Below are 26,883 nucleotides of genomic sequence, written 5' to 3'. Positions count from 1 at the left end.
CGGCCCGATATCTGCAATTCCATAAGTTCTGCAGCTGGAACCGTCTGCAGCCGCCCTGCCATCAGTACAGGAATCCGAAAAGCCAGAGAGGTACCTTAAGTTCTGCCGCTTGAACCGTCTGCAGCCGCCCTGCGGCGCGTCAGTACAGGAATCCGAAAAGCCAGAGAGGTATTTTATTTTGATAGCCGGTTTCAATGTCATCAATGGCCAGGATAGCTTTTTCTTGAGTTTGACACGCACTTTCAAAAAAACACTATAAATCGGCCAATGACAGACGTATTGGGGGTTTGTCGGAAAAAAGTGTAGAGAGCCGATGTCAGCGGAGGCCCTTTACAATCAATTGCAGGGTGCTTATTTTTGTGTAATGGCTTTTTTGAAAGTAGAGCGCAAACCATCGGGCACCTATTTACGCATTCTGGAAAGCTACCGGAATGCCGAAGGCAAGCCGACCAGCCGGGTGCTGTATTCGTTGGGGAAAGCCGAAGATTATACCCCGGGGCAGCTTCGCAGAATGGGTATTCAGCTTTACGAACTGGGCGGAGGTGAAGTGAAAGCGCTTTTAACCGGTCAGATCGAAGAGCTTGCCCGTTACAATTACGGATTTGCCCAGGTTTATAAGCGGGTGTTTTCCCACTACGGGCTGGATATTCTTTTACGGCGGATCGCCCGCAAACAAAAGCTGGAGTTCGACCTGAGGAATGCCGTGCTATTGATGCTGCTGGAGCGGCTGCAGGAACCCTCGAGCAAACGAAGCAACTGGTTGAACCAGCAGGAGTACGCCGGGGTTGATCCGGTATCGCTGCATCATTTGTACAGGGCGCTGGATCGCCTGGCCGAGAACGAGCGTTTGATCCAGGAGCGGATCTTTCAGACCGGACGGGACATGTTCAGCCAGCGGCTGGACGTTGTATTTTACGACGTGACCACGCTTTATTTTGAGAGCGAGGTCGAGCAGGAAGGAGCGCTGCGTCAAAAGGGGTTCAGCAAGGACGGAAAAATAGGCCGCACACAAATCCTGTTCTGCCTGATGATCGATAAAGAGAAGAACCCGATCGGTTATCGCATCTTTAAGGGAGACACCTTCGAAGGGCACACCTTCGGGCAAGCGCTTTGCGATCTGAAAGCGCATTATCAGATCGACAAGGTCATCGTGGTGGCCGACCGGGGCATGCTCTCGAGAAAGAATATTGACCTGACCACCGAGAACGGCTTTGAGTTCATCGTGGGAGAACGGTTAAAAGCACTTCCCCGCAGCGTGCAATCAGCCTTGCTCGATCATTCGGCCTTTCAGCACGAATGGGTGTACTCCGATCACACCGGCGAGGAAATCAAACTCCGGTATAAGATGATCTCTCATGAGGGTCGAAAAATTATCGCCACCTGGTCGGCCAAGCGGGCCGCAAAAGACAAATCCGATCGGGAAGAACGGCTCCAGACTGCCCAAAAACTGCTGCAACATCCTTCGCTGATCGACAAAAAAGCAGGACGTTTCTTTCTGCAGAAGCAGGGCGGCGGGTCCTACGCGCTGGATCAGGAGAAAATCGCCCGATCAGAAAGATACGACGGGCTGCTGGCCATCAGCACCAACAATACCACCCTGAGCGTCCCGGCCGTGTTGGAACAATACAAACAGCTTTACAAAATCGAACATTCGTTCCGGACCTTTAAAAGCCACCTGGAAACCCGTCCGATGTTCCACTGGACCGACAAACGGATCCAGGGACATATCTGTCTTTGCTACATCGCCTTTACCCTGCAGAATTATGTTCTGCAGAAAATCAACCAATCCCAGGTGAAGCTCACCGAAAACGAGCTGCGCAAAACCCTGGAAAGAATGCAAGTGAGTTTGCTGCAACACAATCAGGAGCAAGTCTGCATTCGTTCCAAGCCCCAGGGGAAAGAAGCCGTTCTGCAGCAAAAACTGGGATTGAAACAACTCCCGCCCATTCTTCCCCAAACGCAGCTAGCTAATTACCTATAAATCCTCATTTGTAGAGAGCCAATCAGAGAACCCACTACTGAGTATCAGTTAGTTAAGTCCCAATCGTGTCAAACTCAAGGCCGGTTTCAATGTCATCAATGGCCAGGATAGCTTTTTGTGCGGCCTATTTTGTAATCTTCAAATTACAAAAATACAATGAAATTGTAATCTGTAGATGACAGTTTTGCCTAAAGAATCGCGCGATAGCCCTCATAAGCGGCGGTAAGTTCCCTTTGCAGCTGTTCGCGGCGGTGGGCCTGTGCGCTGGCTTTCATTTGTTCCATCGCATACAAACCAATGCCAATGTCCTGTTGGTAGGTGCGCCGGCGGGCAGGTTTCAGCGACACATAGTAATCCAGGCTGTCGGTGATGAAGGCCCGGGCTTCCTGCATTAAACGGTCGCCTTTTGCCGGCTGATTGCATTCGTAATACAAGTTGGCCATTTGAATATGCGTAAGGGTATTGATATTGTGTACCGGGGCGCTGGGATGGCTGAACCTGGGGGGCAGCACCTCCTGCATCCTGTCCAGCACAGCAATGCAGGTGTCTTTTTGGCCGGATTGGTAACTGGCCAGGGCCAGGTCGGCGAAAAGGCTGCGGTAGTGATTGATCATATTTACCGTTTCCGAATCGACATACAAATGATCGTCCTTTAAGCCGTTCCAGCGATACTTGTGCATCAGGTTGGCATACATTTCACTGGTCCCCGTCCGGAAATCCCCTTCGCGGGTGGTCAGCGTATCTTTTACAGGAGTTAAGCGTACTGCCAGGCCTTCACTGCGATAGTAATCATCCAGGCCCAGCGTCACGGTGCTGGCAGAAGTACTGGCCAGGTACAGGGGGCGGGTCCAGTCCAGGTGGGCAAGCAGGTCAAGCTGGAACAAGTCCGGCTTGCTTACATAATTATCCTTGTATTCCCATTCAATGGCCGGTACAATGGCTTCTCCTTCTTCAGCCGCGCCGGAAGCAATGGCTTTTTCCCGGTCCACGGCTATTTTGAATTTAGTGGTGGGAAAATAATTGCTTGATTTCCCGTTGCTGAGCATCACCTTGAAGGCGGGGGTGTCCGTGCCGGCAAAGGCAGTCACTTCCTTCAGCGGAACATATCCCTTCAGTCCCTTGTCAATGACGGGTAGAAATACGGGTGCGTCTTCAGCATAACTGTTGGGGCCGAGCGCCAGCGGCAGTGGCGCGGACTCGTTCATGGGTTCTTTCATCTGCTTTACGTAGCTGTCTGAACCAAAGAACTGGTAAATAGCCACCCGTACATCCGGGCGAACGTTTTCCACTTCCTGCAAGTACCAAAGCGGGTAGGTATTGTTATCCGCATTGGTTATAAGAATAGCATTCTTGTCCAGGCCGGTAAGGTAGTTATAGGCCATATCCCTTACAAAGGTCCGGCCGGAGCGGTCATGGTCATCCCATTCCTGTACCGCCATGAGCAACGGCACCGCCAGGAGGCAAACCGCAACAGAAAGGCAGGAAGCAAGCGCGGGGCGCAGGTTCCAAAGCTGGTAAACGCCCGCCGCCTTACTCGCCGCCGTCCCCGCCGCCTTGCCTGCTGCCGGGCTCAGTTTCCGGACAAGGGTGGACAACAGGTGGTGTACACCGGCCACTCCCAGTCCTATCCAGATAGCGAAGGCATAAAAAGAGCCCGCAAATGTATAATCGCGTTCACGGGGCTGAAGCGGGTACTGGTTAAGGTAAACGATAATAGCAACCCCGGTGAAGAGGAAAAGACAGGCAATCACCATGAAGTCCTTTTTGTTTTTCCTGTACTGGTACATAAGGCCGGCCAGCCCGAGCAGTAAGGGCAGGCAGAATAAGGTATTATGTGCTTTATTCTCCGTAATACGGGCGGGGAGTTGCTCCATATTGCCCAGGCGCAGCTCGTCGAACGGTTGAATACCGCTGATCCAGTTCCCGTCGAGGGTGCCGGCGTAATTGCCTTGCGTATCGTTGACCCTTCCGGCAAAATTCCACATAAAATAGCGGCCATATAAATGGCCCACCTGGTAGCTTAAAAAGAAACGAAGGTTATCCATGAAATCAGGCTGTTCGTTTTCCGCAAGGCCGAGCCAGCTGCGATAAAAATCTGCACGATTGGAGTACCACATGCGCGGGAAAAAGGAGGTATGATCGTATTTCAATTCCTCTTTGAAGGCTCCCGGCTGCCAGGTATCGCCCTTGCGCCGGTATTTGCCTAGTTCGGGCGTACTGCTTTCTTCTACGGGAAGTAAACGAGAGGTAAAATCAGGACCGTTAAGCAAGGGTTGTTGGAGGTATTGCCCCCGGCTCAGGTAATGGAGCAGGGCAAAGGCATTGTCCGGCTTGCTAATGTTGATATTGGTTCCCGCCTGCGCCCGAAGCACGATCATGGCATAGGAAGCAAAGCCGATGTAAATATAAGTAAGACAAAGAAGAGCTGTGTTGAGCGCCGCTTTACGTTTCCTGGCGGTAAAATACAGCCCCCAGGCTAGTCCGCCGGCCAGCAGCAGAATGAAAAATACCAGGCCGGAGTGGAAGGGCAGCCCGAAGCCGTTGACCAGGAGCAATTCCAGCCGGGCGGCAAGTGCAACGCTTCCGGGAATAATGCCATACTGGATCAGCAGCAGCATGATAATTCCGCCGCCGAGTGCCAGGAACAAACCTTTGCGGGAATAGCTGTACCGGCGGAAATACCAGATCAGCACCAGGGCCGGAATGGCCAGCAGGTTCAGTAAATGAACCCCGATGGAAAGCCCCGTAAGGTAGGCGATCAGCAACAGCCAGCGTCCCGCTCCTGGCTTATCAGTTACTGCTTCCCACTTCAGGATCGCCCAGAAAGTGATGGCTGAGCAAAGTGAGGAAAGGGCGTACACTTCCGTTTCGACTGCGGAAAACCAGAAGGTGTCGGAAAAGGCATAGGCGAGCGCGCCGGTAAGCCCCGCTCCAAGCACTACTGTGAGCGAGGATACAGAAAGATCTTTTTCCCGCGGTCCGGCAAGCCGGCGCGCCAGGGCCGTAATGGTCCAGAAAAGGAAGAGGATGGTAAAAGCGCTCATAACGGCCGAAGCCAGGTTGGCAAACCAGGCTAGCTGGCTGGGGTCATTTCCGGCGAAAAGCATGAATACCTTGTAGAGCATCAGGAAAAGGGGCGCACCCGGCTGATGCGGTACCTGGAGGCGATGAATGCTGGCAATGAATTCGCCCGTGTCCCAGTAGCTGACAACGGGTTCGAGTGTTAATACGTAGGTGACCAGGGCAATGGCAAAACAAGTCCAGCCCAGTAAATTGTTAAGCGCTTCGTATTTTTTCATGTGCGGGTTATTACAGGAATGTTTTTTCTGCTGAACTAATTTAGCGTAAAGTCATCCAGATCAGGCGATGAGCAAAGTAAAAAAGTCTTTACATCAATTTTATTCTAGATTTGTGCAACCATTTTTGGCCACCGATCATCTTAGTATTGTTATCGCGACAAGACCTTAAAGCAATTTTGGTGAACGACTCCGTACTTGATAAACTTATAGCAGGATGCAGGCAGGGCGAACGAAAAGCCCAGAAAAAGCTGTATGAGTTGTTTGCGCCAAAAATGTATGCGGTGTGTTTGCGGTATGCCGGTTCGCCGGAAGATGCGCAGGACATTTTGCAAAACGGTTTTATTAAAATGTTCAGGAAGCTCAATGATTTCAGGGGAGAAGGTTCTTTCGAAGGATGGCTTCGGCGTATTATGGTAACCACCAGTATTGAACAATACCGGAAAACAGCCTCGATGCAGCCGCTGCAGACCATCGATGAGCATTTGAGCGAGCGCCTCAGCGATCAGCAAACCGTGCTTGACCGGATCCATGCCGAAGAGTTGCTAAAACTGATAGAAAGGCTTTCTCCCGGCTACCGGGCAGTTTTAAATATGCACCTTATTGAAGGGTTCAGTCACAAGGAAATTGCTTCCATGCTCGGGATCACGGAAGGTACTTCGAAATCACAACTGGCCCGCGCCAGGAATATTTTAAGGCAGATGATTGCCGGAAGGGAGGATCATAATTATGCAACAACAGCAGGATAAGGAGTTTGACGCCCGTCTCAGGGAAAAAATGCAGGATTTTTCAGTAAACCCTCCTGCAGCGCTTTGGGAAAATATTGACGAGGAAATTAACGGCCCCGCGATCCGGAAGAAAAAAGCCGGTTATGCCTGGCTGAAAATAGCCGCAAGCTTTTGCCTGCTCGCCGCGGCGGGCTTCTGGCTGTACCAGTACCAGGGACCCTTCGAAAAGGAGATTGTTTCCAGCCTTGGCGAAAAGGACTCCATAACAAGATCGCGCAGGGGAGGAGTAACCGTATTTAATAGAAGCCGCTCGCAGGAGGAAAGTACGCAAAGCGAAAGTAGGCAAAGCGAAAATGCGCAAAGCGAAAGTACGCAGAGCGGAAGTGCGCAGAGCGAAAGCGGACTGGAAGCAGCCGGACCGAACAAGCCCGCTCAAAACAGAACCCGGCAGGATGAGAGCGGGCAATATGGATCCGGGCAGGTAGAAGCCGGGCAGAAGACCCCGCCTGGTAAAGCAGCTGGTAAACCAGGGCCCGGTCCGGTAGAAAAGGCAGCGCCGGAAGGGTCAGGCCTGGAAATAGCCCGGCGGCCAGGCACTGGCCCTGGCACAACCGGGCGGCCAACGGCCTCACCGGATAATACCGGGCTCCGGGACAGGCAGCCGGCGGAAGCAGGATCTACTGAACGTTTTGCCCCTGAAAGGAGTTCTTCTCCTGCAAAGGCAGAAGTATTGACCAGCGCGCCGTCTTCATCGCCTGTTACCGAACGTATTGATCCCATGACCGAAACAGCCGACCCGGAACTTGCATTCCTGGCGCCCACCGCAGCAGAATTAGAGGGCCGGAGTTACGGCGCGCCGGATGTCACGGAGAGAACGGCCCTTGCCGGTTCACGGTCTAATGCGAATGAACAGTTTGCCGCCGGGAAGGATGGAAAAAAGATGGTTCAGCTGCCGGAGGAAATCAGGGAGTTGAGCGGGGTGGGCGAAGCCCTTAATATGGTAGCTTCCGCAATTGACCGGAGCGAAGATAAATTCATACGCGTTGGAAAGGATGCGGATTCCGGCAAATGGAACGGGGTTCGCCTCGACCTCGGCCTGCTGACGATCTCCTACAACAAGCCGGCAAAGAAATCACACAAGGAAAAGAACTGATGATAATGAGTAATTCTAATTATATGAAGCGATATTTATTGCTGACAACGGCGGTGCTTGCCGCAGGATCACTGACCGCCCAGGAAGCAGACAGCCTGGAACATCAGAAGGATACAGTGATCGTGAAAACTACCAGGGTAGAGATCAGCGGGGATGGTATTGAACTGACTTTCGGAGAAAGGGACCAGGACAAAAACGAAGATACTGATGAAAAGAAAAAGGAGAAAGATGTCTTCGATTTCGGCATACTCGGAGGCTTTGACCTGGGATTCAACGCGTTTATGGTTAACGGTGACCTGAATCTCGCTCCCGAAATGGAGGATTTTGAACAGAAACTCGGCAATTCCACCAATGTACAGATCCGCTTCCTGAACCTGAAATTCCGGCCAGCTGATTTCGTGGAAATGAATTTTGCGCTGGGCCTGGACTATAATGACTGGGCGCTGGAGAATGACGTAACCCTTCAGCCGGAACAGGAATATGTGACCTTCACGGAGGAGCCCATCCACTTTACCAAGAATAAATTCAAGGCAAAATACCTGACCCTGCCTTTTAATCTGCAGCTGGTTACTTTCAATAAGGTAACATTTACCGGTGGATTTGAACCGCAATTCCTGCTCAGGGGCCGTATGAAGCAGCGTAGCCAGGAAGAGGGTAAAACCAAGGTGGATGACAATTTCAACCTAAGAGAATTCAGGTATGCCTGGGTTGGACGCGTAGGTTATGATGGCTTCTCCGTCTTTTGCCGCTATTACCCGAAGAGCATTTTTGCTGACGGAGAAGGGCCGGAAATACAGAATATTTCTTTCGGGATAGGATGGGGCTTTTGAAACATCCGGGCTCCGGATACTTTTGGAGCCCGGATGGCAGTAACCGCGCCGGTCAGGCGGACAGACCGGCGGGCGTGTTTAAGATAAGCTTTCCGCCAACAGAACTACCTTATTCTTCAGTACTTCAATTACTCCGCCATTAATGTGGAAGGTTTCCATTCCCTGGTTACCTTTCACTTTAACTTCCCCTGCTTCGAGGGTGGAGATGATGGGAGCATGATTATTCAGCACCGTAAAGGAACCCTGGGTTCCGGGGACAGTTACCGAAGTAGCTTCCCCGGAAAATACCTTTTTATCGGGAGTCAGAATCTCTAACGTCATAAAAATCAGATTTGAGCGCAGATTTCGAAATTACCGTGCCTCAGCCAGCATCTTTTTACCGGCTTCGATTACATCTTCAATGGTTCCTTTCAGGTTGAAGGCTGCTTCCGGATAGTCGTCTACCTCGCCGTCCATGATCATGTTGAAACCGCGGATCGTATCCTTAATGTCAACCATCACACCCGGGATACCGGTGAATTGTTCGGCCACGTGGAAAGGCTGCGACAGGAAACGCTGTACTCGGCGGGCACGCTGTACGGTAAGCTTATCTTCTTCGGAAAGTTCATCCATACCCAGGATCGCAATGATGTCCTGAAGTTCTTTGTAACGCTGCAGGATCTCTTTCACGCGCTGGGCGCAATTATAGTGTTCCTCGCCTACCACTTCTTTGGTAAGAATCCGGGAAGTAGAATCAAGCGGGTCTACCGCGGGGTAAATACCCAGTTCGGATATTTTACGGTTCAATACCGTGGTAGCATCCAGGTGGGCAAATGTAGTCGCCGGCGCCGGGTCGGTAAGGTCATCCGCAGGTACGTATACAGCCTGTACGGAAGTAATGGAACCCCTCTTGGTGGAAGTGATCCGTTCCTGCATCTGTCCCATTTCGGTGGCCAGGGTAGGCTGGTAACCTACCGCCGAAGGCATACGACCAAGAAGGGCGGATACTTCCGAACCTGCCTGCGTAAAACGGAAAATATTGTCAATAAAGAAGAGTACGTCGCGGCCGCCGCTTTCTTCATCCCCGTCACGGAAATATTCCGCTACGGTAAGGCCTGAAAGGGCAACACGGGCACGGGCTCCCGGAGGTTCGTTCATCTGACCGAATACGAGGGTAGCCTTGGATTCAAGCAGCTTTTCCTTATCCACTTTGTCCAGGTCCCAACGGCCTTCTTCCATGGACTTGCGGAACTCGGTTCCATAGTCAATAACGCCGGATTCGATAAATTCGCGCAGCAGGTCATTCCCTTCACGGGTACGTTCGCCAACTCCGGCAAATACCGACAATCCTCCGTGTCCTTTTGCAATATTATTAATGAGTTCCTGGATCAGTACCGTTTTACCAACACCGGCACCCCCGAACAAACCAATCTTTCCTCCCTTGGAATAAGGCTCCAGAAGGTCAATTACCTTGATCCCGGTGAAAAGTACTTCCGATTCGGTGGAAAGTTCTTCAAATTTGGGAGCGGGGCGGTGAATGGGGTAACCTTTTTCGCTGGCAACTGTATCGATCCCGTCAATAGCGGAACCAACCACGTTGAACAATCGTCCTTTTATTTCATCACCTACCGGCATCCTGATCGGCGCCCCGGTATCGGTCACGTCCATGCCGCGAACCAGCCCGTCCGTAGAATCCATGGCAATGGTACGCACGCGGTCTTCCCCCAGGTGCTGCTGGCATTCCAGTACTAAAACCTCGCCGTCCGGCTTGGCAACCGTAATCGCGTTATAAATTTTCGGAAGTTCAGCATTTTCCGCGGAGAAGCTAACGTCCACTACAGGGCCGATGACTTGAACGATTTTTCCAACGTTTGGCATATTGTTTCTTCGATTTTTCTTTAAAATGATATTGTCCGGGCCAATTCGCTAGCCCCCGTTTGCGGCCGCAAATTTAGTCTTTTCTTTTTTAAGAAAAAAGGCCGGGCCGGAAGAAAATCAGGCGTACTGATCAGGGCATTTCCAGGACTATTTTTCCGAGGTGCCCGCCGCTTTCCATCAGTTCGTGTGCCCTCGCCGCCTCTTTCAGCGGAAAAACAGCATGCACGACCGGAAGAATAAGGCCTTCTGATAAAAGAGGCCATATATTTGCTTCCAGCTTTCGGGCAATGTCACTTTTAAAGCCGGAGTCCCTGGCGCGCAAGGTAGAGCCGGTGACCACCAGCCGCCGCCGCATGATTTCCAGCAGGTCAATTGTCGCCGATTTCCCTTTCGCCGCGTTGATCTGTATAAGGCGGCCCTCATCGGCCAGGAGGCGCAGGTTTTTAGGCGTGTATTCCCCGCCGATCATATCCAGGATCACGCTCAGGGCAGGCGAGGGGTAAAGTCCCTTCATCACCTCTTCAAAATCTTCCACATGATAATTAATAGCCCTTGAAGCCCCCAGTTCCTCGCAAAACCGGCATTTTTCCGGGGTTCCGGCGGTGGTGAATACCTGGCAACCCCAGACACTGGCCATCTGGATAGCCGTGGAACCAATTCCGCCGGAGCCACCGTGGACAAGAAAGTGATCTCCTTTTTGAAGTTTTCCGCGATCGAACACATTGCTCCATACGGTAAAGAAAGTTTCGGGGAGGGATGCCGCCTGGGCAAAAGAAAAATTTTCCGGCAATGGCAGGCATTGTCCTTCCGGAACGCAGCAATATTCGGCATAACCGCCCCCGCTTACCAGTGCGCAAACGCTGTCGCCGGCTTTCCAGCGGCCGCCTGCGCCGTCCTTTTTTTCGGCGACACTTTCCAAAATACCCGCAATTTCCAATCCCGGGATGTCCGCGGGGGCTCCTTCGGGCGCCGGGTACCTTCCCTTCCGCTGGGCGATATCAGGCCGGTTCAACCCGGCAGCCTTTACTTTTATAAGCACTTCTCCCGCGGCGGGAACCGGAACCGGCCTTTCCGCCAGCTGCAGCACTCCCGGTTCGCCCGGTTGGGTGATAATGATCGCTTTCATATTCCTCGCTGTTTCCGGAGCTAAAGATAAAAATACTATTTTCGTCCCATGCAAACTATTCTTGTCACCGGCAGTAACGGACTACTTGGCCAGAAGCTCACCAGCCTGCTTAAAGATAACCCTGAATACCAGCTGGTAGCCACCTCCAAAGGTCCTGACCGGTATCCCGGAAAAGGCGGCTATCTCTACCGGGAAATGGATATCCGGGACGAAAACCAGGTACAGGAGGTGATTGCGACGCACCGGCCCGACGTTATTATCCATACCGCCGCCATGACCAATGTGGATGCCTGCGAGAAAGACCGCGAAGGCTGCCGCCGCCTGAACGTGGATGCCACGCGCTACCTTGTAAATGCCGCCGGAAAACAGAACGCATTTTTTATCCATCTTTCCACCGATTTTATCTTCAATGGAGAAAGCGGCCCCTACAGGGAAGAAGATCACCCGGACCCCCTCAGCTATTACGGCAACACAAAGCTCGAATCGGAAACGATCGTCCGGGAATCCTCCGCCGAATGGGCGATCCTTCGAACGATTATCGTATATGGAGTAGTGCAGGATATGAGCCGCTCCAATATTGTCCTGTGGGCGAAAGGAGCGCTGGAAAAAGGGCAACCCATAAATGTGGTCAATGACCAGTTCAGAATGCCAACCCTGGCCGAAGACCTTGCCGAAGCCTGCGTGCTGACCGCAAAAAAACGTGCCCGGGGAATTTTCCACGTTTCCGGAGAAGATTATATGAGCATACTCGAACTCGTGCAGCGGGTAGCCCGCTTTTTTAACCTTGACGAGTCCGTAATCACTCCCATTCCGGCCGCAACGCTTAACCAGGCTGCGAAAAGGCCGCCGAAAACAGGTTTTATCCTGGATAAAGCCCGCCGGGAACTCAACTACCACCCGCATTCTTTCGAAGAAGGGCTTGAAATCGTAAAAAAACAGCTATCTTCAACCCCATAAATAATACCTGAACACCGTTATGGACGCTATCACTATACTTTTTATCGTAGGAGGCATTATAGCCTTCTTCCTGATCCTTTATATTTTCCCGGTAAACCTATGGTTCACCGCCTTGTTATCCGGGGTAAAAGTCAGCCTTATTAACCTGGTGCTGATGCGCCTGCGGAAAGTTCCACCCGCGTTGGTTGTGAATGCAATGATCACATCCACCAAAGCCGGCCTGAACCTGACGTCCAACGAAATAGAAACCCATTACCTGGCCGGCGGGCACGTTAATAATGTAATTAAGGCCCTGATCTCTGCCGATAAAGCGAATATACCGCTCGATTTCAAAATGGCAACCGCCATTGACCTTGCGGGAAGGGACGTATCAGACGCCGTGCAGCTTTCCGTCAACCCACGGGTGATCAACACACCTCCCGTGGCCGCCGTGGCCCAGGATGGAATTCAGCTCATTGCCAAGGCACGAGTTACAGTAAGAGCCAATATCCGCCAGCTGGTTGGCGGCGCAGGCGAAGAAACCATCCTGGCAAGGGTAGGGGAAGGTATCGTTACCACCATTGGTTCTTCCGCCACCCACAAACAGGTACTTGAAAACCCGGACCGCATCTCCAAACTGGTACTCGAAAAAGGGCTGGATGCCGGCACCGCTTTTGAAATCCTTTCCATTGATATTGCAGACATAGATATCGGCGAAAACATCGGCGCCAAACTCCAAACCGACCAGGCCGAAGCCGACCTCAAAGTAGCCAACGCCCGCGCCGAAGAACGCCGCGCCATGGCCGTAGCCCAGGAACAGGAAATGAAGGCGAAAGCCCAGGAAGCCCGCGCCAAAGTAATAGAAGCCGAAGCAGAAATACCAAAAGCAATGGCCGAAGCCTTCAAGGACGGCAACCTCGGCATCATGGACTATTACCGCATGCAAAACATCCAGGCCGACACCGACATGCGCGAATCCATTTCCAAACCCAAGGGGAGTAAAAAATAAGATGCTGGCGTGAGCGCAGGGCAGCCCGGAGAAGGTGGGGAGCGCGCGTGAATGCCGGAGGTGCGGGAAGTGCGCCCGCGTTCTAAGAGGGTATACGTGTGCGGATAGAGGAGGTGCGGAAGCGGCTGCGGCAAGCCGGGACGCGCCGATTGTGCCCCAGTATCGGGGTTTTTGCGCGTATTGTGGCATGCGGGCATACCTGGAGGCGCGTACGAGGTTGAATTTCCTTTCTCTTTTGAAGGTTGATCTTTAGGATTTCGAATTATCTTCGTATCTTTGCAACCCGCCACGGCGGAAAAGTTTCAACAGATGGAACTAAATGCACCCGTAGCTTAACTGGATAAAGCATCTGACTACGGATCAGAAGACTTGGGGTTCGAATCCCTACGGGTGTACAAACCGGCTTTGCAATACGACAAAGCCGGTTTTTTTATGGTGTGCCCGGCAGGGCACAGCCTCTCGGAGGTGAAAGTCCTCTACAGGCCCGGTAAGGGGAACTGTTAGCCGAGCGGCAAGGGTGTCCATCGCGAGGTGGAATCTGAAGGAAGCCGAAGGCAAAGCGTTGGCCTGACGAACAGGAATCGCATATAAGGCATACATGCCGGACAAGGAGGCCATCATCTCTAAAGTCCTGTACTTATCCGGAAGGCATGGATGTAGATGCGGCAGGTATAAGCGTGAAGGAGCTGTGCATTACCCGGGGAGACCTGATCGGAAAGTTAGCGGAGGGGACGTGCGGTATCCCTGTAAGGAACAACCCGGATGAAGACATCCGGCTGAGCGATCAGGAGTCAGCAGAGGCCATAGTAGTTCTACTATCCGGAACGAAGGGCCGAACCAATGATTACGGGAAGGAGCTATCATGTTACAGAAGCAAGAAGCAGAAGCGAATGGTGGAAGCCATTTGGCCAGGGGTGAAGGACGACTACCGGAAGTGGTCGGGAAAGCACCTGGTGCGGATACTTCTATACCCGCGGTAGAAAATCCGACCCCAGTAAAGAAGTATCTGATAGAGGAAATTGTTAGTAAGGAGAACATGGAGCTTGCCTACCGAAAGGTAGTGGGCAACAAAGGCTCGGCGGGGATAGACGGGATGGAAGTCAGCCAGCTGCGGCCGTATCTCCAAACACACTGGCAACGAATCAAAGAAGAGTTGGAAGGGGGCATCTACTGCCCCCAGCCGGTAAAGAAGGTAACCATACCGAAGCCGGGAGGAGGCCAGCGAATGCTGGGTATCCCCACGGTCACCGACCGGCTGATCCAACAAGCTATCCAGCAAGTATTGAGTCCGATCTGGGAACCCACGTTCTCAGATCAGAGCTACGGTTTCCGTGCAGGGCGCAGGGCATCATCCGCAGTTGAACAAGCAAAGACTTATCAGGAGCAGGGCTACAAATACGTAGTGGATATGGACTTGTCAAACTTTTTTGACGAGGTCAACCACCGAAGACTGATGAGCCGGATTATGGAAAAGACCCGGGGAGAATGGCAGCTGCACCGCCTGATAGACCGTTGCCTGAAAGCAGGTATAATGGAGGGCGGGGTGCTGGAACCACGCAGTAAAGGCACTCCTCAAGGGTCACCGCTATCGCCGCTGTTGTCCAATATCGTATTAGACGAACTGGACAAAGAGTTGGAGAAGCGGGGCCATAAGTTTGTCCGATATGCTGATGACTGCAACGTGTACGTGAAAACCAGGCAATCCGGGGAACGGGTATATGCCTCATTAACACGCTTTTTGGAAGGGAAGATGCGGCTGAAAGTGAACAAGGAAAAGAGCAAGGCAGATCGTCTGGGAAAACGAAAATTCCTGGGCTTCAGCTTCTACTGGAAGAAAGGCGGGGTGGGGATCCGGGTATCCCCCGAGAGCCTGAGACGTCTCCGGCAGGAACTCAAGAGGCTATTCAGGCAAGGTAGAGGGAGAAACATAGGAAGGTTTATCACTGAACAGCTCAACCCTCATCTCAGGGGCTGGCTGAATTATTACCGTATAGCGGACATGAAAGGGATTGCGGAGGAGCTGGATGAATGGATCCGCAGGCGGTTACGACTGATCAAGTGGCGGCAATGGAAACGAAGGTGGACAAGACGCCTGCGTCTGATGGCCGCAGGGCTGTCGGAGGAGCGAGCTGTTCAGTCTTCGTTCAACGACCGCGGCCCATGGTGGAATTCCGGGGCCAGCCACATGAATCAAGCCTTTCCTAAGAAGTATTTCCGACACCTTGGCTTAGAAAGCCTGCTGGACAGATATTTGATTTACAAGAAAACAGTAGGCACTGGAACCGCCGGATACGGAACCGTACGTCCGGTGGTGTGAGAGGACGGCGAAATCTAACAATTTCGCCTCCTACTCAATCAATACGCTTGATCTCAACATCATGCATTCATTCCTCGGCAATCCACAGATCATAATTACGCTGCATATTCAGCCAAAGTTCCGGACTGGTATTAAGCGCTTTTGATAAGCGTACTGCCGTTTCAGCACTAATTCCCATACGGCCATTTACAATCTGGGATAATGCTTTGCCGGTTATTCCCAGCCTCGCTGCCGCTTCCGTCATAGAAATCCCGAGTGATTCAAGGTAAAGACCCTTTAACACTTCTCCCGGATGTTCCGGAAGCATTCCACGCTGTAACATATTATAAAAACTCTTTCAATGATAATCTATGTAATCAAGGTCATAAGCATTTTTGTTCTCGAAACGAAAGATGATACGGTAGTTTCCGCTTATCTTGACTGCCAAAAAACCTTGCTGATCCCCCTTTAACGGATGGAGCCCCGAGCGAGGGAATCCATATCCTTTACTTGTGTCAGATTCTTCTTAAGAACTAATTTCAAGCCTATATCCTTTACTGCGAATAGCAACAATTTTGATATTCGGCTCTACTTCCACTTTTTTTCTAAGTTTTGATATGAACATGTCCAGACTGCGCCCCACAATGACACCTTCATCTTCCCATATCTCTTTTTGCAGCCGGCTTCTCTCTATAGTCTCGTTAGGACACAACGCGAAAATGTGCAGTAGACGGGTTTCGGTTCCGGTCAGGTCTATTGTCTTTCCATTTACTATAAGCTTACGATCCTTTGCGTCAAACAAAACTGATCCCAAAGTAAACATGCTCGTATTCTGACCATCCTCAGGTAAAACTCTCCGTGGCTTGACCGATCTCAAAAGGATAAAACCAACAAATGCTAAAAATGGGAGGCTACCCAGAAGATATCCATTCTTTGCTGTATCTATTCCTGACGGTTTGAATTTAATGTTAATCTTATAACATGCTACGGGTTGTCTCCTTCCTATACAGGCTACAATATCATCTTTCTTATTTTTTGATATAGCATATCCATAAGCTACACTGGCATTGCCACAGTTCAGTACGTTAACGACGTAATCACTTGCGAGCGGGTCTTTGGCTAACAAACGCTGAATTGTATTAACCAGGGAGTCCGGTTGAAAAGTAAGATCATTCTCAAACCTGATCTGGTACTCATTTTCTGCAATCTTTTTTACGGGAAGTACTCTTGATGTACTGTCGCCCGACTGTAAGAGTAGTTCGTGTCCGATCCTGCGGAGCAAAACTTCCCTTCTGGCGATAGCAAAGTCGTCACTACCGCTCATACTGAAAGCCGCACAGATCACAGCGATAAATGCGAGTAATATCAACCCGCAGAGGTACTTTCCTTTCCCGGAGAGGAGATTTCGGCTGTCAGACATATTATTTACGATTTATTTACAAAGTTTACATTTCTTTTTACAATCCAAGTTCCCCACGGTGGAGATATCAAAGTAATTTTACTGCATCAAACTTTGATATGATATGAAAAATAAAAAATGTCCTGGTGTTTAAAAAAATGAAAGAAAGGAGCTGCATTGTCCGCTATTGGAACCGTGAAGCTTTTACCAAAATAAATAAATTATGAAATACATACACGTATATGCTTTGTTCTTAATGTCTGTCTTTCACACTTCCTGCGGACAAAAGCAAACAGAACCACATAAAGATAATATCAATTACAATATCAAGGACACAGTCACTTCTTACGGGCCCAGCACCATGGTTCGGAATGTAAAGCAAGATAGAAACGGAAACATTTTAATTGCTGCATCATGGGGTGGTGTCTTTCGATATGATGGAAAATCGTTTACCAATCTCACAAGTAGAATAGGTTCGCGCAGATACTGGGATGTACTGGAAGATCGACGCGGAAACCTTTGGTTCGCTTCTACTGATTCAGGGGTTTATTATTACAATGGGAAATCCTTTCAACATTTTACAACCAGGGAGGGCCTCGCCAATAATCTGGTTATGTCTATTTATGAAGATAAAGCCGGTAATATTTGGTTCGGCGGAGGCGGACTAAGCCTTTACGATGGGAAATCTTTTCGGAATTTTACAACGAAAGACGGATTTCCCAATAATGGTGGTAGGGCTATCATGGAAGACAAAACTGGGAAATTATGGATTGCCACAGGGGATGGGCCTTGTTTTTATGATGGAAAAACATTTACTGTTTTAAAAAACAAAGACGGTAAACTCTTTAAGAACACTTGGTCAATAATCGAAGATAAAAAAGGAAGCATTTGGTTCGGTGACGTTAATGGTCTTTGGCGCTATGACGGCAGTACCTTTGCTAAGGTTTCGCAGAGGGGGGCTTATGCTGTCATCGAAGATAAGAAAGGGAACATCTGGACTACTGGTTCGGTAAATCCTAATAACGTCGGGGCCTGGGCACTTTCTCGTTATGATCACAAGTCCTTGTACAACAAAAAGCCTACTGTAACCGAAATCTTGTCAGGACCACCAGCTTTTTTGGGACTTTTGGAAGCTAGCGATGGAAGTATTTGGTTTGGATCTGGAAGTGGAGTGTATCGTTATGATGGAAAGACCATCACGGACTTTAAAAGTAAAGAGGGTATGAAATAATGTAAATAACTTATTTAAAAATCATTTGTCAAATTGTATTAATCAGTATAATGATCACATGCTGGCCTGAAACCGGTATTTTTTCGCCAGAGCATTGTTCTTTGTTTTAAAAAATCGAATAAGTTTAATCTGCTTGTCCACCGGGCGCCATACCGGCCCGCGATAACCGACAGGAGCGGTCGCTGGTTATTTGATTTTCTTTCCTGCCATTTTCCGGTCGCCCTGTCGGATAAACACGCTGTCTGTCTTTCCCGTCTTATCGGAGCCGAATGTGATCTCTATATTAAATTCTTGTGTGAAGAAACCGTTCTCTGCAAAGGCAGCCAAGGTAGATTTTTGCTGCCCTGCGGGTTGTGCCGTAAGATGATTGCCCTCCATTGTCACAGTGAGTAAGAACTTTGGGGTTTCGTAAATGCCCGCATATTTCTGAAGGATATTCTTGCTTAACTGAATGCTCGGCCTGTTGAATGGCAGTACATAGGATTTATCATAACAGATTTGCAGCACATGATAAAGTATTTTGTCCATTTCATAGACCTGTCCATTTGTACAGTATGCTATTGCAAGGCGATCCTGAGGATAGTAGGCCAGATTTGAGTAAGACCCAAGATAGCCGCCCCCATGACCAAAACCTGCAGACGACTGGCTATGCACCAGGTGAATACCCAAACCGTAGAACTCGCTTATATTGGTCATCTGGGCCAGGCTATTTTCTGTAATCAACCGGCCGCTGAACAATGATTCGATAAATTTCACCATATCAGAAGGTGTGGACACGATACTACCTGCTCCTCCGGGGACCGGGGCGCTGAAGTCCCCTTCGTTCACCGCGATCCATTGACCCTCCTGCAATCGATAGGTAAACGCTTTGTTTTCAATCGATCTCAGCGCATCCAGTCCGTAGTAGGTATCTGAAAGGCCGATCCTGGAGGAGATCCGGTTCCGAAGGGCTGCACTGTAAGTTACTTCGTCCAATTTTTCAACAATGTATCCCAGCAGCAGGAAGTTGGAATTACTGTATTGGAACCTTTCGCCGGGTCGGAAGTCTGGTTTGAACATTGAAATCAGATCAACCATACGAGCTTGCGTCTGGCTATCCGGGGAGCTTGAATTTTCGGGACCGGGATCTGTAAAGTCATGTATTCCACTTTTGTGATTGAGCATGTGCAAAATGGTTATGCTGTCTGCATTTGCTATTCGAGGAAAGAACTGATCTAAGGTAGTCTCAAGCTTCAGGTTTCCTTCTTCGATCAGTTGCAGGATCATTGTCGCCGTAAATATTTTCGTAATTGACCATATCCTGTATTTTGTATCGCGGTCAGCAGGTATCTTTTTGTCATTGTTGACAGAGCGGTAGCCTATGGACCGGGCATATAAAAGCTTTCCATTTTTTGATATTGCCAGGCTGCCCATTGCCTCATTCCGGTCTTCCAGGTAAGTGAGCAGTTCGTCCAGTTTTGAAGTATTCAGGTCCTGAGCAGCGACCGATTTACACATAACGGCCAGTACAATAAAAAGGACCATAGTTTTCCATGTCAATAGACGAGCGATTTCCATTGTTTTCATTTCGGGTTGTTTTAGTTTTGAATGCGCTGTTGATTCTTCTGCCTCATCGCGGCCTTGACTTGCCGGTACCAGGATGAATTATAGTTACACCTGGCTCGCATACCTTATTAAATTTTTGGTAAACATAGAGTATCCGGGAAAACCAATTTTAAAAATGTGACAGACCCCTGACTATATGTGACGGAAATAAGTTAACAGGGACGAACCAGGATGGTATGTGATTCATCTTCCCCTATGTTTGAGTAAGCTTTTTGTAAAGTTTTATGTACTTAATGTAAAGTAAACTTGATTTTGTCTTTTTTGTTTGTATATTCGCATCAATAAAACTTTCCATTAAGGTCAAACCAAATTAGTTTAATTGTTATGGATGCAAAAACAAATCAACGGGAAGCCAGCACAAGAAAGAACACATGGCATTTAGCCTATTGGACAGGGAGTTGGGTGCTTACTGTGGCTATAGCTACATTCGGCCCGGAAGTCATCTGGGATTATAATTCCGGGATTTCACTCATATTCATCTTGATCAATGCAATAGTTGGTATCGGCATGATCCTTATGAACAGGAAGTACATCAATGGATTGGACGAATTGCAAAAAAAAGTTAACACAGATGCTATGGCCATTGCCTTTGGTGTCGGCGTGGTTGGAGGCATGAGTTATTCCATCCTGGATATAACAAATGTCATACCTTTTGAGGCCGAAATATCTTTTTTAATCATGCTTGTAGGTATTACTTACTTAATTGGAGTAGTTGTCAGCAATATCAGGTATCGGTGAAAAATCGTATAAAGGTACTAAGAGCAGAACGGAACATGACGCAAGCCGAGCTAGCGGTCGTTGTCGATGTTTCACGGCAAACTATCAACGCGATTGAAAAAGGGAAATTTGATCCAAGTTTGCCTCTTGCCTTTAAAATTGCCCGGTTCTTTTCGCGGGCGATCGAAGATGTTTTCCAGGAGGAAGATTAAGTTGAAGCTGTTCCAGGTTTATATCGTTGGTCAGATTAATGCATGACAGAAGGTGAGGAGAATCCGCCGGTCCCCGCTCGGAGCTGCATGGCTCTTCGGCCACTGCGTTATAGCGGAGCCTGCTGTCGCGCAGCAAGGGGGTGCCACCACAAGTATCTTTCCACCATATTATTTCAGTCCGACCTAAGCGATTTCACCGGGTTCCTCACAGCAGCTTTGATAGCCTGGTAACTGATGGTCAGCAGGGCGATCAGCAAAGTCGCAATGCCGGTGGCCAGAAAGATCCACCAGGTAATTTCGGTGCGATACTCGTATCGTTCCAGCCAGCCTGTCATCAGATAATAAGCGGCGGGGGCGGCGATAAGGAAGGCGATCGCCAGGCAATCTTGAAGTAGTTTCTTAGCATGGTTTGGCTTTGTCTGTATAATACAAGAAAGCTGCCATTTCAGAAAGACTGCTCATATACACTTCTACGTGATCCTTTCCGGATAATGTGTTCTTATTCGGACATTTACCGTCCGTTTCCGGACAGATCTGTACTCAGAATCAAATAATATAAAGCTTGGCGGCTTATGTAACCTTTTTCAGCATGGGCGACTCTATTCATTCAGTTAGTAAAAATTATAATACAATGAAAAAACTAAAGATGAATTTCAAAAAATCAGCCCTGTTGACTACGTCACTCTTATTGTTCGCATTCGTGGGCTATGCTCAGGAGACACCAAAGCTATCCGACGCCGAGGTGGCACATGTAGCTGTGGTAGCCAACCAGATTGATATCGATTATGCAGCCATTGCGAAAGAGAAATCGGGAAATGCTGATATCCTGAAATTTGCGCAAACCATGGCTAATGACCATACCGCTGTCATTAAGCAAGCCGCCGCGCTTGCCAAAAAACTTGGTGTTACGCCAAAGAACAATGCAGTCAGCAAGCAGCTTCTGGAGGGGGCCGGGAAGAAACAAAAAGAACTGCGGGCATTGTCGGGCAAAGCATTTGACAAGGTTTATATTGATAACGAAGTCGCCTATCACAAAGCAGTGATTGGTGCGGTCGAGACCTTGCTAATTCCTGAAACAGAAAACAGTGAACTCAAGGATTTGCTTAAAAATGTCTTGCCTGCATTGAAAGCTCACCTGGATCACGCCAAAATGGTGCAGAAAGCGTTTGATGCTTCAAAATGAGTAAGCTGAAAATAATAAATTGGCTGCTTCCCACCGTCCTCCTTTTTGGATGGATGGTGGGCGGATGCAGCCAGAAACCGCAACATACGCCAATACGCGTAAAAGTAACGTTACAGCAAATGCAATTTACGCCTTCGGAAATCCACGTCCATGTCGGCGATACGGTTGTATTCATAAACAAGGGGATTGTCATCCACGATGTAACCGAAGAAAACGAGAAAGCATGGACTTCTGGTCCAATTCCTGTAGGGGAATCGTTTGAGCGTGTTGTTCAAGAAGACGTAAAGTATTACTGTAGTCTCCACCCAGTCATGAAGGGCAAGATTATTACCATCCGGCAGTAAAAATGCCATGGTTGATCACATAAGCCACAATATTCCTAATAAGGCACATTGAAAATTCTCCAATAAAATACAGTCAGCACTGGCAAAAAAACACATAGCTTAGAATAGGCATAAAGTTTAGGTTTGTTTACATAGACTTTATTTTACCGGAAAGTGATGAAAAAAATCGTTTTTATGCTGGTGGGAACCACTATTTTCCATATATGTGCTTATGGACAGGTAGCTGAAAAGCGGGCTCCCCGGGGATTTGATAAGGTACGTGCTAATATTTTCCGTGGAAATATAGATACCGTAAGCTATACCTCTGAAACCGTGGGGACTACCCGGAAAGCCCTCGTATATACTCCGCCGTTATTCTCTGAGAATAAGAACTATCCCGTGCTGTATCTTTTACACGGAATTGGAGGGGATGAAACAGAGTGGCTTCGTGGCGGGAGCCCCCAGGTGATTTTCGACAATTTATACGCTGACGGAAAATTAGCGCCCATGATCGTGGTCATGCCTAATGGACGCGCCATGGAAGATGACAGGGCAACGGGCGATATCATGGCCCGGGAAAAGGTGGTGGCGTTCGCTACTTTTGAGCGTGACTTATTGGACGACCTGATCCCCTTTATTGAAAAGCAATACCCGGTAAAAAGTAGCCGGGAGTACCGCGCCATCGCCGGGCTGTCTATGGGCGGAGGCCAGGCGTTGAATTTTGGACTGGGTAATTTAGATGAATTTGCCTGGGTGGGCGGTTTTTCTGCTGCTCCGAATACGAAAGATCCCCACACGCTGGTGCCTGATCCTGGTCTTGCAAAAGAAAAGCTCAAGCTGCTTTGGATTTCCTGTGGAGATCAGGACGAACTACTGAGATTTAGTCAGCAAACTCATGAATACCTGTTGGATCATGAGGTACCCCATATTTATTATATCGAGCCGGGTGGGCATAATTTTAAAGTATGGAAAAATGACCTTTACATGTTTTCCAGGCTCTTGTTTAAACCAGTTGACTAATCGCTGTTCGTTCGCTACAGCTTTCCTGGAACTCAATGCCGACCTTAATCTTCTCCGGATCGCCCTGGGGAGAAGATATTGCCTACCGTAATTGCCAGATCATGCTTTCTGATACCCTTGCATTAGAGTACGGTGGTGGTGCAATTGGAAGTCAATGTTTTTACAATTTGAAATAATACTGGAAAGCCGAACCACTGACATCATTTTATACGAAGTCCCCATATGGAACGGTTTTTGGTTTCGGTTACTTCATTAAATGTAAAATCATGAAAAAAGCCGTATTTATTACGATAGCAGCTACAACCCTGCTGATTGCGGGGCGTGCTGAGGTGAAGGCTCAGCGTTATGAAAAGGATAACAAATACTGGGAACATAGGCGAGAGGCAGATAAAAAGCGGGACGAATATTACCGTGAACGCGATAAGAAGCGGGCTGAATATGCTCGTGAGCGCAGGAAGAAACAAGAAGAATATTACCGCGAATCATCAAAACGCCATAAGGAATATTTAAAGGCAAGGCATAAGCATGGTCTTCCGGGCTGGGCCAGGGCACATCGGTATGAAGCCCGTTATCATGCGTATTTTCGCGATTACAGTACATTTTATGATCCATACCGGGGAGGTTATGTATTCCTTGATGGCGGCAACTGGCGTTTTTCAGCGGAGATTCCCTCCTTTATGATCAATGTAGATCTTGGCCGTGCAAATATCCTGATTGTAAAAGATGTTCCGATCAGCCGGCACCCTGAAGATTTCTATCATGATTACGATGAAGATTATTGGAATGACTAGCAACGTTGGAAATTGCTTGTTATAATAGCCTGCATCCATCAGCCATCAGGTATTGCCTGGTATGCCATGAACCGCTGGCTTCAGGATTTCGCGTACCGGATCGATATCGAATGGTGGATATTCGCTTTGTCTGGGGCGCTGGCAGCGCTGATCGCTTTGCTAACAATAAGCTTTCAATCCGTCAAGGCGGCGCTGGCGAACCCGGTAAAATCCCTGAGAACGGAATAAAATAGAAACGGCTGGTTAAAGCGCCTTCAGAAGATGGCTGACTGATCGGGCGCTTCCGCCGGGAGTTTGGAAAACGCCTTTAGGTAACATTTCAACAATTTCAACCTTCGGGGCCGCGGACCATTGTCCGATGCTATCCCGGAGGTAAATGCTCTTTTAAATGCCGGATCAGCGTGACTTTCCGAATCCCTTTATCAGGGTGCAGATCCCGGTAGTAGTCCGTCAGATCCTGTAAAAGGCCCAGGATTGACCGATCCTTGTAGGGGATGATCTGGTAAGTTTCTTTCTCCTGGTCAAGGTTGTCTAAAACTAGTGTAAGATCGCTGAACGAAAAGTAGCCACGCCGGTATAGACTGAGTGGTGTTCCGGCGGATAATTGGATAAACCTGGCAGAATCCAGTTGGAATGTCCGGGTATTTACGTAGGGCATAAACCTGAAGTAGTAATGGCGGGCAATTCCTTTCAGTAGTTCTTCTCTTAAACCTGCAGCAAAATCGGCGTCTTCCGCCTCCACAATAACGCTGTTTTTGTAGGGCCCGTAACCCTCCATGATCGCCCAATCACCACGGATGATCTTCGAGTGTACAGTCCAGGCGAAGAGTTGGTTCGCTCCGTCGCTGGCATGTACGATGGTGGCGCCGAAATTTTCTGCAGAGATCAGAATACCTTCTTCTGTCACTTCTATCCCGGCTACTTCCTCCTCGTCGGATGACACGGTATAAGCCTTCAGATCGCCGGGTAGGCTTAACAAGGTGTCTTCACCGGACCACAAGTCTATGCGGTTGTCCTCCACCGGTTCGATGATCACACAGCAGTCTTTGTTCTCTGAACAGGAAGCCAGTATGAATAAAAGGGCCAGGATAGGGAGAAAGCGTATCATATGATAGTTGATTATTGCAATTTTTTTATGAACGTGATCGTAATCCCGTTGAAGCAATCATCCTGGCAGCCATTCATGACGAAGCCACAGGAGGACAGCAGACCGTCATTATTTGCTTCAAAATAGGTTTTGGCATCGTCCCTCTTTATCAGCCATACCTTGCGGGCGGCCTCATAGATCTCGTCCAGGGTTCTGGGCGGGGCGGCCGCGGCGGGACCACGCGTTCCCACCTCGTCCCCCTCTTCCACCCAACTTAGCTCCTCTGCCAGCGACCGTCCGTTCATTTCGGCGAATTCCTCTCCGGTCAGGCCCATCAGATCCAGTATGTCCCGGATTTGTGCCTGGCCCCAGCCGCCGGAAGGAGCGACAATGTCGTGAAATACATCGTACATGAACTGGCGTCGTGTCACCGTCCCGTTTTCCACCGTAATAATAGTCCGCCAGGACGATCCGGCCCAGGTGCCGCCGGTAACCATGTACTGATAGGAATTTTTGCTCGTTTCCTTGAAATCCAGCCACGTGCGATAACTGGTGTCAAAAGCGTCTTCGTAATGAAAATCCTCCTTCTCACAGGAGGAAATGACAAGGCCGGTTAGCAGTAATGTGATAAGGTAAAAATTTGCTTTCATGCTGGTGGTTCTTAGTGCAAATGTAAAGGTTGAAATCTTTGCAAGTGGTGACATATACAAAAAATGTTACCAGTAAGGGACATAAGTAGTATTTTCGTGATCTGAGGTTATAAACAAAACTGAAAAATGGCCAGTAAGATTCCGGAGGGTGAGTTCAGGAACAAGGAACGCACCAAGATGAAGCTGATCCAGGCGGTAGGGGATATCATCCGCACGCAGGGGTACACCAAATTGGGAGTGAATCGTATTGCTGATACCGCAGGCGTCAGCAAGAAGCTGATTTACCGTTATTTCGGGACTACCGATAACCTGATAGAGACCTACGTAAAAGGGAAGGATTACTGGATGGCCTTTCGGGAGGCGATCAGCGAGCTGGCCGGACGGCGCGGGGACGACTACGGCAGAGGGTTCATGTCAACGATCCTGCAAAACCTTTACGAGCATTTGTCAGGGTCGCCGGAAGCGCAAAAGATCATTTTGTGGGAGATCAGTGAAAAGAGCCGGCTAATGCGGGAGATCAGCGGCGGCCGTGAAAAGCTCGGGGCGGAATTATTTGCGCTGGTTGATCCTTTTTTTGAGGAAACGGATATAGATATACGGGCTATCCTTGCCTTGTTGCTGGGTGGAGTCTATTATGTGGCGCTGCATTCAAACGCCACCGGAGGAAGCTTCTGTGAAATCGGAACCGAAACCGAAGAAAGAAAGAAGCGCCTGTTTAAAACCCTGGAGGACGTTTTGGAATGGGCTTATGCGGAAGCCGCCAGGCAGAAAAAAGATTCATTCCGACTTTAAAGACTTCACCGGGTTTACAAGGGCAGCTTTTACTGACTGAAAGCTCACGGTAAGTAAAGCGATTACTACGGCAAGCAGGCCTGTAAGGGCGAATATCCACCATTGCAATTCGATTCTGTATGTAAAATCCTTCAGCCATTGATGCATGCCGTACCAGGCCAAAGGGGAGGCTCACTTCGAATTTACCAGCATCTGGTTAAGCTTGTTAAACATTTTGATCCAGCTTTGGTAAGCGCCGGTCTTTTTCGCTTCCTCTTCCGGAACCGTTTGATGAATGGTTACCTTGGTTTGCTGCTTTACCGGCTCAAAAGTAACGGTGGTAAGCAGTTGCTCCGGCCAGTCTTCCGGCTTTCCGGCAGCCGCCGAACTCACATCATTTCCATCTTTATCCGAAAGCAACATTGTGAATACTAATTTTTCCGGAGCGGACACTTCCAGGTATGTTCCCGTGATCCAGCAATCGCCGTAGACCGGGTCATGAACGCAGGAATGAAAGCTGCCGCCAGGCCTGACTTCGATATGCCGGTACTCAATAGTACAGCCATCAGGCGCGTACCAATGTTTTAGTTTTTCGGGATCTGTCCAGGCCCGGAATACTACTTCCGGAGGGGCATCGAACAAGTGGCTGATTAAGAGTTCTTTTTTGCCGGTGTTCATAATT

At 49.2% G+C, this 26,883-nt stretch carries 28 protein-coding genes, 1 tRNA gene and 1 pseudogene; 18 read left to right on the top strand and 12 right to left on the bottom strand.

The window, feature by feature from the left end:
• The first annotated feature begins 364 nt into the window (after positions 1–364).
• Positions 365–1,981, top strand: coding sequence for an IS1634 family transposase (locus FRZ59_RS16865; protein ID WP_158640601.1), 1,617 nt, complete (start codon positions 365–367; stop codon positions 1,979–1,981).
• 188 nt (positions 1,982–2,169) lie between these two features.
• On the opposite strand, the gene FRZ59_RS16860 is transcribed toward FRZ59_RS16865, so the two are convergent.
• Entirely contained in the window at positions 2,170–5,280 is a 3,111-nt protein-coding gene (locus tag FRZ59_RS16860) for a glycosyltransferase family 117 protein (protein WP_132130790.1), read from the bottom strand.
• 179 nt (positions 5,281–5,459) lie between these two features.
• On the opposite strand from FRZ59_RS16860, the gene FRZ59_RS16855 reads away from it, so the two are divergent.
• From FRZ59_RS16855 to FRZ59_RS16845, 3 genes are read left to right on the top strand one after another with little or no spacing between them, the layout of a single operon-like run.
• Complete coding sequence (locus tag FRZ59_RS16855) at positions 5,460–6,026, top strand: RNA polymerase sigma factor (protein ID WP_225975100.1); 567 nt, start codon at positions 5,460–5,462, stop codon at positions 6,024–6,026.
• A complete protein-coding gene (locus FRZ59_RS16850; RefSeq protein ID WP_132130791.1) occupies positions 6,007–7,158 on the top strand; it encodes a hypothetical protein in 1,152 nt (383 codons plus the stop codon). The genes FRZ59_RS16855 and FRZ59_RS16850 overlap by 20 nt, the downstream gene beginning before the upstream one ends.
• Positions 7,159–7,181: 23 nt before the next feature.
• A complete protein-coding gene (locus FRZ59_RS16845) occupies positions 7,182–7,988 on the top strand; it encodes an outer membrane beta-barrel protein (protein WP_158640660.1) in 807 nt (268 codons plus the stop codon).
• Positions 7,989–8,066: 78 nt separating this feature from the next.
• On the opposite strand, the gene atpC is transcribed toward FRZ59_RS16845, so the two are convergent.
• From atpC to FRZ59_RS16830, 3 genes are all read right to left on the bottom strand, one after another.
• The gene (gene atpC, locus FRZ59_RS16840; protein WP_132130793.1) at positions 8,067–8,309 is read right to left on the bottom strand and encodes an ATP synthase F1 subunit epsilon; all 243 of its coding nucleotides are present in this window, start codon (positions 8,307–8,309) and stop codon (positions 8,067–8,069) included.
• Between the two features lie 30 nt (positions 8,310–8,339).
• Complete coding sequence (gene atpD / locus FRZ59_RS16835; protein ID WP_132130794.1) at positions 8,340–9,845, bottom strand: F0F1 ATP synthase subunit beta; 1,506 nt, start codon at positions 9,843–9,845, stop codon at positions 8,340–8,342.
• A 130-nt stretch (positions 9,846–9,975) separates the two neighbouring features.
• Positions 9,976–10,971 carry an NAD(P)H-quinone oxidoreductase gene (locus tag FRZ59_RS16830; protein ID WP_132130795.1) on the bottom strand — a complete coding sequence of 332 codons (996 nt, stop codon included), beginning with the start codon at positions 10,969–10,971 and terminating at the stop codon, positions 9,976–9,978.
• 48 nt (positions 10,972–11,019) lie between these two features.
• Here FRZ59_RS16830 and FRZ59_RS16825 point away from each other — a divergent pair, with 48 nt between their 5' ends.
• The 5 genes from FRZ59_RS16825 (at position 11,020) to ltrA (ending at position 15,233) form a co-directional block, all read left to right on the top strand.
• Positions 11,020–11,928 carry an SDR family oxidoreductase gene (locus FRZ59_RS16825; protein ID WP_132130796.1) on the top strand — a complete coding sequence of 303 codons (909 nt, stop codon included), beginning with the start codon at positions 11,020–11,022 and terminating at the stop codon, positions 11,926–11,928.
• A gap of 19 nt (positions 11,929–11,947) precedes the next feature.
• Complete coding sequence (floA, locus tag FRZ59_RS16820; RefSeq protein WP_132130797.1) at positions 11,948–12,916, top strand: flotillin-like protein FloA; 969 nt, start codon at positions 11,948–11,950, stop codon at positions 12,914–12,916.
• A 321-nt stretch (positions 12,917–13,237) separates the two neighbouring features.
• Positions 13,238–13,311, top strand: a tRNA-Arg gene (locus FRZ59_RS16815).
• Between the two features lie 255 nt (positions 13,312–13,566).
• A complete protein-coding gene (locus FRZ59_RS18575) occupies positions 13,567–13,896 on the top strand; it encodes a hypothetical protein (protein ID WP_132130826.1) in 330 nt (109 codons plus the stop codon).
• 56 nt (positions 13,897–13,952) lie between these two features.
• Positions 13,953–15,233, top strand: a complete 1,281-nt coding sequence (gene ltrA, locus FRZ59_RS16810; protein ID WP_225975245.1) for a group II intron reverse transcriptase/maturase — start codon at positions 13,953–13,955, stop codon at positions 15,231–15,233.
• A gap of 67 nt (positions 15,234–15,300) precedes the next feature.
• Here the strand turns inward: ltrA and FRZ59_RS16805 are convergent, their stop codons facing one another.
• The 3 genes and pseudogenes from FRZ59_RS16805 to FRZ59_RS16795 all read right to left on the bottom strand — a co-directional run bounded on the left by FRZ59_RS16805 (position 15,301) and on the right by FRZ59_RS16795 (position 16,632).
• Positions 15,301–15,555 (bottom strand): HigA family addiction module antitoxin, encoded by a 255-nt coding sequence (locus FRZ59_RS16805; RefSeq protein WP_207910356.1) that lies wholly within the window; start codon positions 15,553–15,555, stop codon positions 15,301–15,303.
• A gap of 15 nt (positions 15,556–15,570) precedes the next feature.
• Positions 15,571–15,687 (bottom strand): annotated as a pseudogene (locus tag FRZ59_RS20065) (type II toxin-antitoxin system RelE/ParE family toxin); the annotation flags it as partial.
• Between the two features lie 51 nt (positions 15,688–15,738).
• Complete coding sequence (locus FRZ59_RS16795) at positions 15,739–16,632, bottom strand: winged helix-turn-helix domain-containing protein (RefSeq protein ID WP_132130571.1); 894 nt, start codon at positions 16,630–16,632, stop codon at positions 15,739–15,741.
• Positions 16,633–16,834: 202 nt separating this feature from the next.
• Between FRZ59_RS16795 and FRZ59_RS16790 the strand changes: the two genes are divergently transcribed.
• Positions 16,835–17,842, top strand: a complete 1,008-nt coding sequence (locus FRZ59_RS16790) for a ligand-binding sensor domain-containing protein (protein WP_132130570.1) — start codon at positions 16,835–16,837, stop codon at positions 17,840–17,842.
• Between the two features lie 186 nt (positions 17,843–18,028).
• Here FRZ59_RS16790 and FRZ59_RS16785 read toward each other — a convergent pair whose 3' ends face one another.
• Positions 18,029–19,408 (bottom strand): serine hydrolase domain-containing protein, encoded by a 1,380-nt coding sequence (locus FRZ59_RS16785; protein WP_132130569.1) that lies wholly within the window; start codon positions 19,406–19,408, stop codon positions 18,029–18,031.
• Between the two features lie 363 nt (positions 19,409–19,771).
• Here FRZ59_RS16785 and FRZ59_RS16780 point away from each other — a divergent pair, with 363 nt between their 5' ends.
• Complete coding sequence (locus tag FRZ59_RS16780; RefSeq protein ID WP_132130568.1) at positions 19,772–20,185, top strand: hypothetical protein; 414 nt, start codon at positions 19,772–19,774, stop codon at positions 20,183–20,185.
• Positions 20,182–20,376: a helix-turn-helix transcriptional regulator gene (locus FRZ59_RS16775; RefSeq protein ID WP_132130567.1), complete on the top strand. Its 195-nt coding sequence runs from the start codon at positions 20,182–20,184 to the stop codon at positions 20,374–20,376. The genes FRZ59_RS16780 and FRZ59_RS16775 overlap by 4 nt, the downstream gene beginning before the upstream one ends.
• A gap of 173 nt (positions 20,377–20,549) precedes the next feature.
• Here the strand turns inward: FRZ59_RS16775 and FRZ59_RS16770 are convergent, their stop codons facing one another.
• On the bottom strand, positions 20,550–20,711 hold the full coding sequence (locus FRZ59_RS16770) for an ABC transporter permease (RefSeq protein ID WP_147698382.1): 162 nt from the start codon (positions 20,709–20,711) through the stop codon (positions 20,550–20,552).
• 296 nt (positions 20,712–21,007) lie between these two features.
• On the opposite strand from FRZ59_RS16770, the gene FRZ59_RS16765 reads away from it, so the two are divergent.
• The 5 genes from FRZ59_RS16765 to FRZ59_RS16745 all read left to right on the top strand — a co-directional run bounded on the left by FRZ59_RS16765 (position 21,008) and on the right by FRZ59_RS16745 (position 23,921).
• On the top strand, positions 21,008–21,559 hold the full coding sequence (locus FRZ59_RS16765) for a DUF4142 domain-containing protein (RefSeq protein WP_225975099.1): 552 nt from the start codon (positions 21,008–21,010) through the stop codon (positions 21,557–21,559).
• Positions 21,556–21,903, top strand: coding sequence for a plastocyanin/azurin family copper-binding protein (locus FRZ59_RS16760; RefSeq protein WP_132130566.1), 348 nt, complete (start codon positions 21,556–21,558; stop codon positions 21,901–21,903). Before FRZ59_RS16765 ends, FRZ59_RS16760 begins: the two co-directional genes overlap by 4 nt.
• A gap of 156 nt (positions 21,904–22,059) precedes the next feature.
• The gene (locus FRZ59_RS16755; RefSeq protein ID WP_132130565.1) at positions 22,060–22,902 is read left to right on the top strand and encodes an alpha/beta hydrolase; all 843 of its coding nucleotides are present in this window, start codon (positions 22,060–22,062) and stop codon (positions 22,900–22,902) included.
• 266 nt (positions 22,903–23,168) lie between these two features.
• Positions 23,169–23,693, top strand: a complete 525-nt coding sequence (locus tag FRZ59_RS16750) for a hypothetical protein (RefSeq protein ID WP_132130564.1) — start codon at positions 23,169–23,171, stop codon at positions 23,691–23,693.
• A gap of 12 nt (positions 23,694–23,705) precedes the next feature.
• Complete coding sequence (locus FRZ59_RS16745; protein ID WP_207910355.1) at positions 23,706–23,921, top strand: hypothetical protein; 216 nt, start codon at positions 23,706–23,708, stop codon at positions 23,919–23,921.
• Between the two features lie 133 nt (positions 23,922–24,054).
• Here FRZ59_RS16745 and FRZ59_RS16740 read toward each other — a convergent pair whose 3' ends face one another.
• Both FRZ59_RS16740 and FRZ59_RS16735 read right to left on the bottom strand, forming a co-directional pair.
• Positions 24,055–24,801 carry a hypothetical protein gene (locus FRZ59_RS16740; RefSeq protein WP_132130563.1) on the bottom strand — a complete coding sequence of 249 codons (747 nt, stop codon included), beginning with the start codon at positions 24,799–24,801 and terminating at the stop codon, positions 24,055–24,057.
• An 11-nt stretch (positions 24,802–24,812) separates the two neighbouring features.
• A complete protein-coding gene (locus FRZ59_RS16735) occupies positions 24,813–25,430 on the bottom strand; it encodes a hypothetical protein (RefSeq protein WP_132130562.1) in 618 nt (205 codons plus the stop codon).
• Between the two features lie 126 nt (positions 25,431–25,556).
• On the opposite strand from FRZ59_RS16735, the gene FRZ59_RS16730 reads away from it, so the two are divergent.
• Entirely contained in the window at positions 25,557–26,222 is a 666-nt protein-coding gene (locus FRZ59_RS16730) for a TetR/AcrR family transcriptional regulator (RefSeq protein WP_132130561.1), read from the top strand.
• 171 nt (positions 26,223–26,393) lie between these two features.
• On the opposite strand, the gene FRZ59_RS16720 is transcribed toward FRZ59_RS16730, so the two are convergent.
• Positions 26,394–26,879, bottom strand: coding sequence for an SRPBCC family protein (locus FRZ59_RS16720; protein WP_132130560.1), 486 nt, complete (start codon positions 26,877–26,879; stop codon positions 26,394–26,396).
• Positions 26,880–26,883: the final 4 nt, after the last annotated feature.

The organism is Anseongella ginsenosidimutans (assembly GCF_008033235.1).
Classification (GTDB): domain Bacteria; phylum Bacteroidota; class Bacteroidia; order Sphingobacteriales; family Sphingobacteriaceae; genus Anseongella; species Anseongella ginsenosidimutans.
The sequence above is the reverse complement of the archived record's forward strand: the minus strand, read 5'-3'. Positions and strand labels throughout refer to the sequence as shown.

Coding starts and splice junctions, on each gene's coding strand:
- FRZ59_RS16865 (WP_158640601.1), top strand. CDS start 365: ATGGCTTTTTTGAAAGTAGAGCGCAAACCATCGGGCACCTATTTACGC.
- FRZ59_RS16765 (WP_225975099.1), top strand. CDS start 21,008: ATGAAAAAACTAAAGATGAATTTCAAAAAATCAGCCCTGTTGACTACG.
- FRZ59_RS16785 (WP_132130569.1), bottom strand. CDS start 19,408: ATGAAAACAATGGAAATCGCTCGTCTATTGACATGGAAAACTATGGTC.
- FRZ59_RS16730 (WP_132130561.1), top strand. CDS start 25,557: ATGGCCAGTAAGATTCCGGAGGGTGAGTTCAGGAACAAGGAACGCACC.
- ltrA (WP_225975245.1), top strand. CDS start 13,953: ATGGAGCTTGCCTACCGAAAGGTAGTGGGCAACAAAGGCTCGGCGGGG.
- FRZ59_RS16805 (WP_207910356.1), bottom strand. CDS start 15,555: ATGTTACAGCGTGGAATGCTTCCGGAACATCCGGGAGAAGTGTTAAAG.
- FRZ59_RS16830 (WP_132130795.1), bottom strand. CDS start 10,971: ATGAAAGCGATCATTATCACCCAACCGGGCGAACCGGGAGTGCTGCAG.
- FRZ59_RS16790 (WP_132130570.1), top strand. CDS start 16,835: ATGAAATACATACACGTATATGCTTTGTTCTTAATGTCTGTCTTTCAC.
- FRZ59_RS16735 (WP_132130562.1), bottom strand. CDS start 25,430: ATGAAAGCAAATTTTTACCTTATCACATTACTGCTAACCGGCCTTGTC.
- FRZ59_RS16795 (WP_132130571.1), bottom strand. CDS start 16,632: ATGTCTGACAGCCGAAATCTCCTCTCCGGGAAAGGAAAGTACCTCTGC.
- atpC (WP_132130793.1), bottom strand. CDS start 8,309: ATGACGTTAGAGATTCTGACTCCCGATAAAAAGGTATTTTCCGGGGAA.
- FRZ59_RS16750 (WP_132130564.1), top strand. CDS start 23,169: ATGAAAAAAGCCGTATTTATTACGATAGCAGCTACAACCCTGCTGATT.
- FRZ59_RS16825 (WP_132130796.1), top strand. CDS start 11,020: ATGCAAACTATTCTTGTCACCGGCAGTAACGGACTACTTGGCCAGAAG.
- FRZ59_RS16760 (WP_132130566.1), top strand. CDS start 21,556: ATGAGTAAGCTGAAAATAATAAATTGGCTGCTTCCCACCGTCCTCCTT.
- floA (WP_132130797.1), top strand. CDS start 11,948: ATGGACGCTATCACTATACTTTTTATCGTAGGAGGCATTATAGCCTTC.
- FRZ59_RS16850 (WP_132130791.1), top strand. CDS start 6,007: ATGCAACAACAGCAGGATAAGGAGTTTGACGCCCGTCTCAGGGAAAAA.
- FRZ59_RS16780 (WP_132130568.1), top strand. CDS start 19,772: ATGGATGCAAAAACAAATCAACGGGAAGCCAGCACAAGAAAGAACACA.
- FRZ59_RS16860 (WP_132130790.1), bottom strand. CDS start 5,280: ATGAAAAAATACGAAGCGCTTAACAATTTACTGGGCTGGACTTGTTTT.
- FRZ59_RS16770 (WP_147698382.1), bottom strand. CDS start 20,711: ATGACAGGCTGGCTGGAACGATACGAGTATCGCACCGAAATTACCTGG.
- FRZ59_RS16755 (WP_132130565.1), top strand. CDS start 22,060: ATGAAAAAAATCGTTTTTATGCTGGTGGGAACCACTATTTTCCATATA.
- FRZ59_RS16720 (WP_132130560.1), bottom strand. CDS start 26,879: ATGAACACCGGCAAAAAAGAACTCTTAATCAGCCACTTGTTCGATGCC.
- FRZ59_RS16845 (WP_158640660.1), top strand. CDS start 7,182: ATGAAGCGATATTTATTGCTGACAACGGCGGTGCTTGCCGCAGGATCA.
- atpD (WP_132130794.1), bottom strand. CDS start 9,845: ATGCCAAACGTTGGAAAAATCGTTCAAGTCATCGGCCCTGTAGTGGAC.
- FRZ59_RS18575 (WP_132130826.1), top strand. CDS start 13,567: ATGGATGTAGATGCGGCAGGTATAAGCGTGAAGGAGCTGTGCATTACC.
- FRZ59_RS16740 (WP_132130563.1), bottom strand. CDS start 24,801: ATGATACGCTTTCTCCCTATCCTGGCCCTTTTATTCATACTGGCTTCC.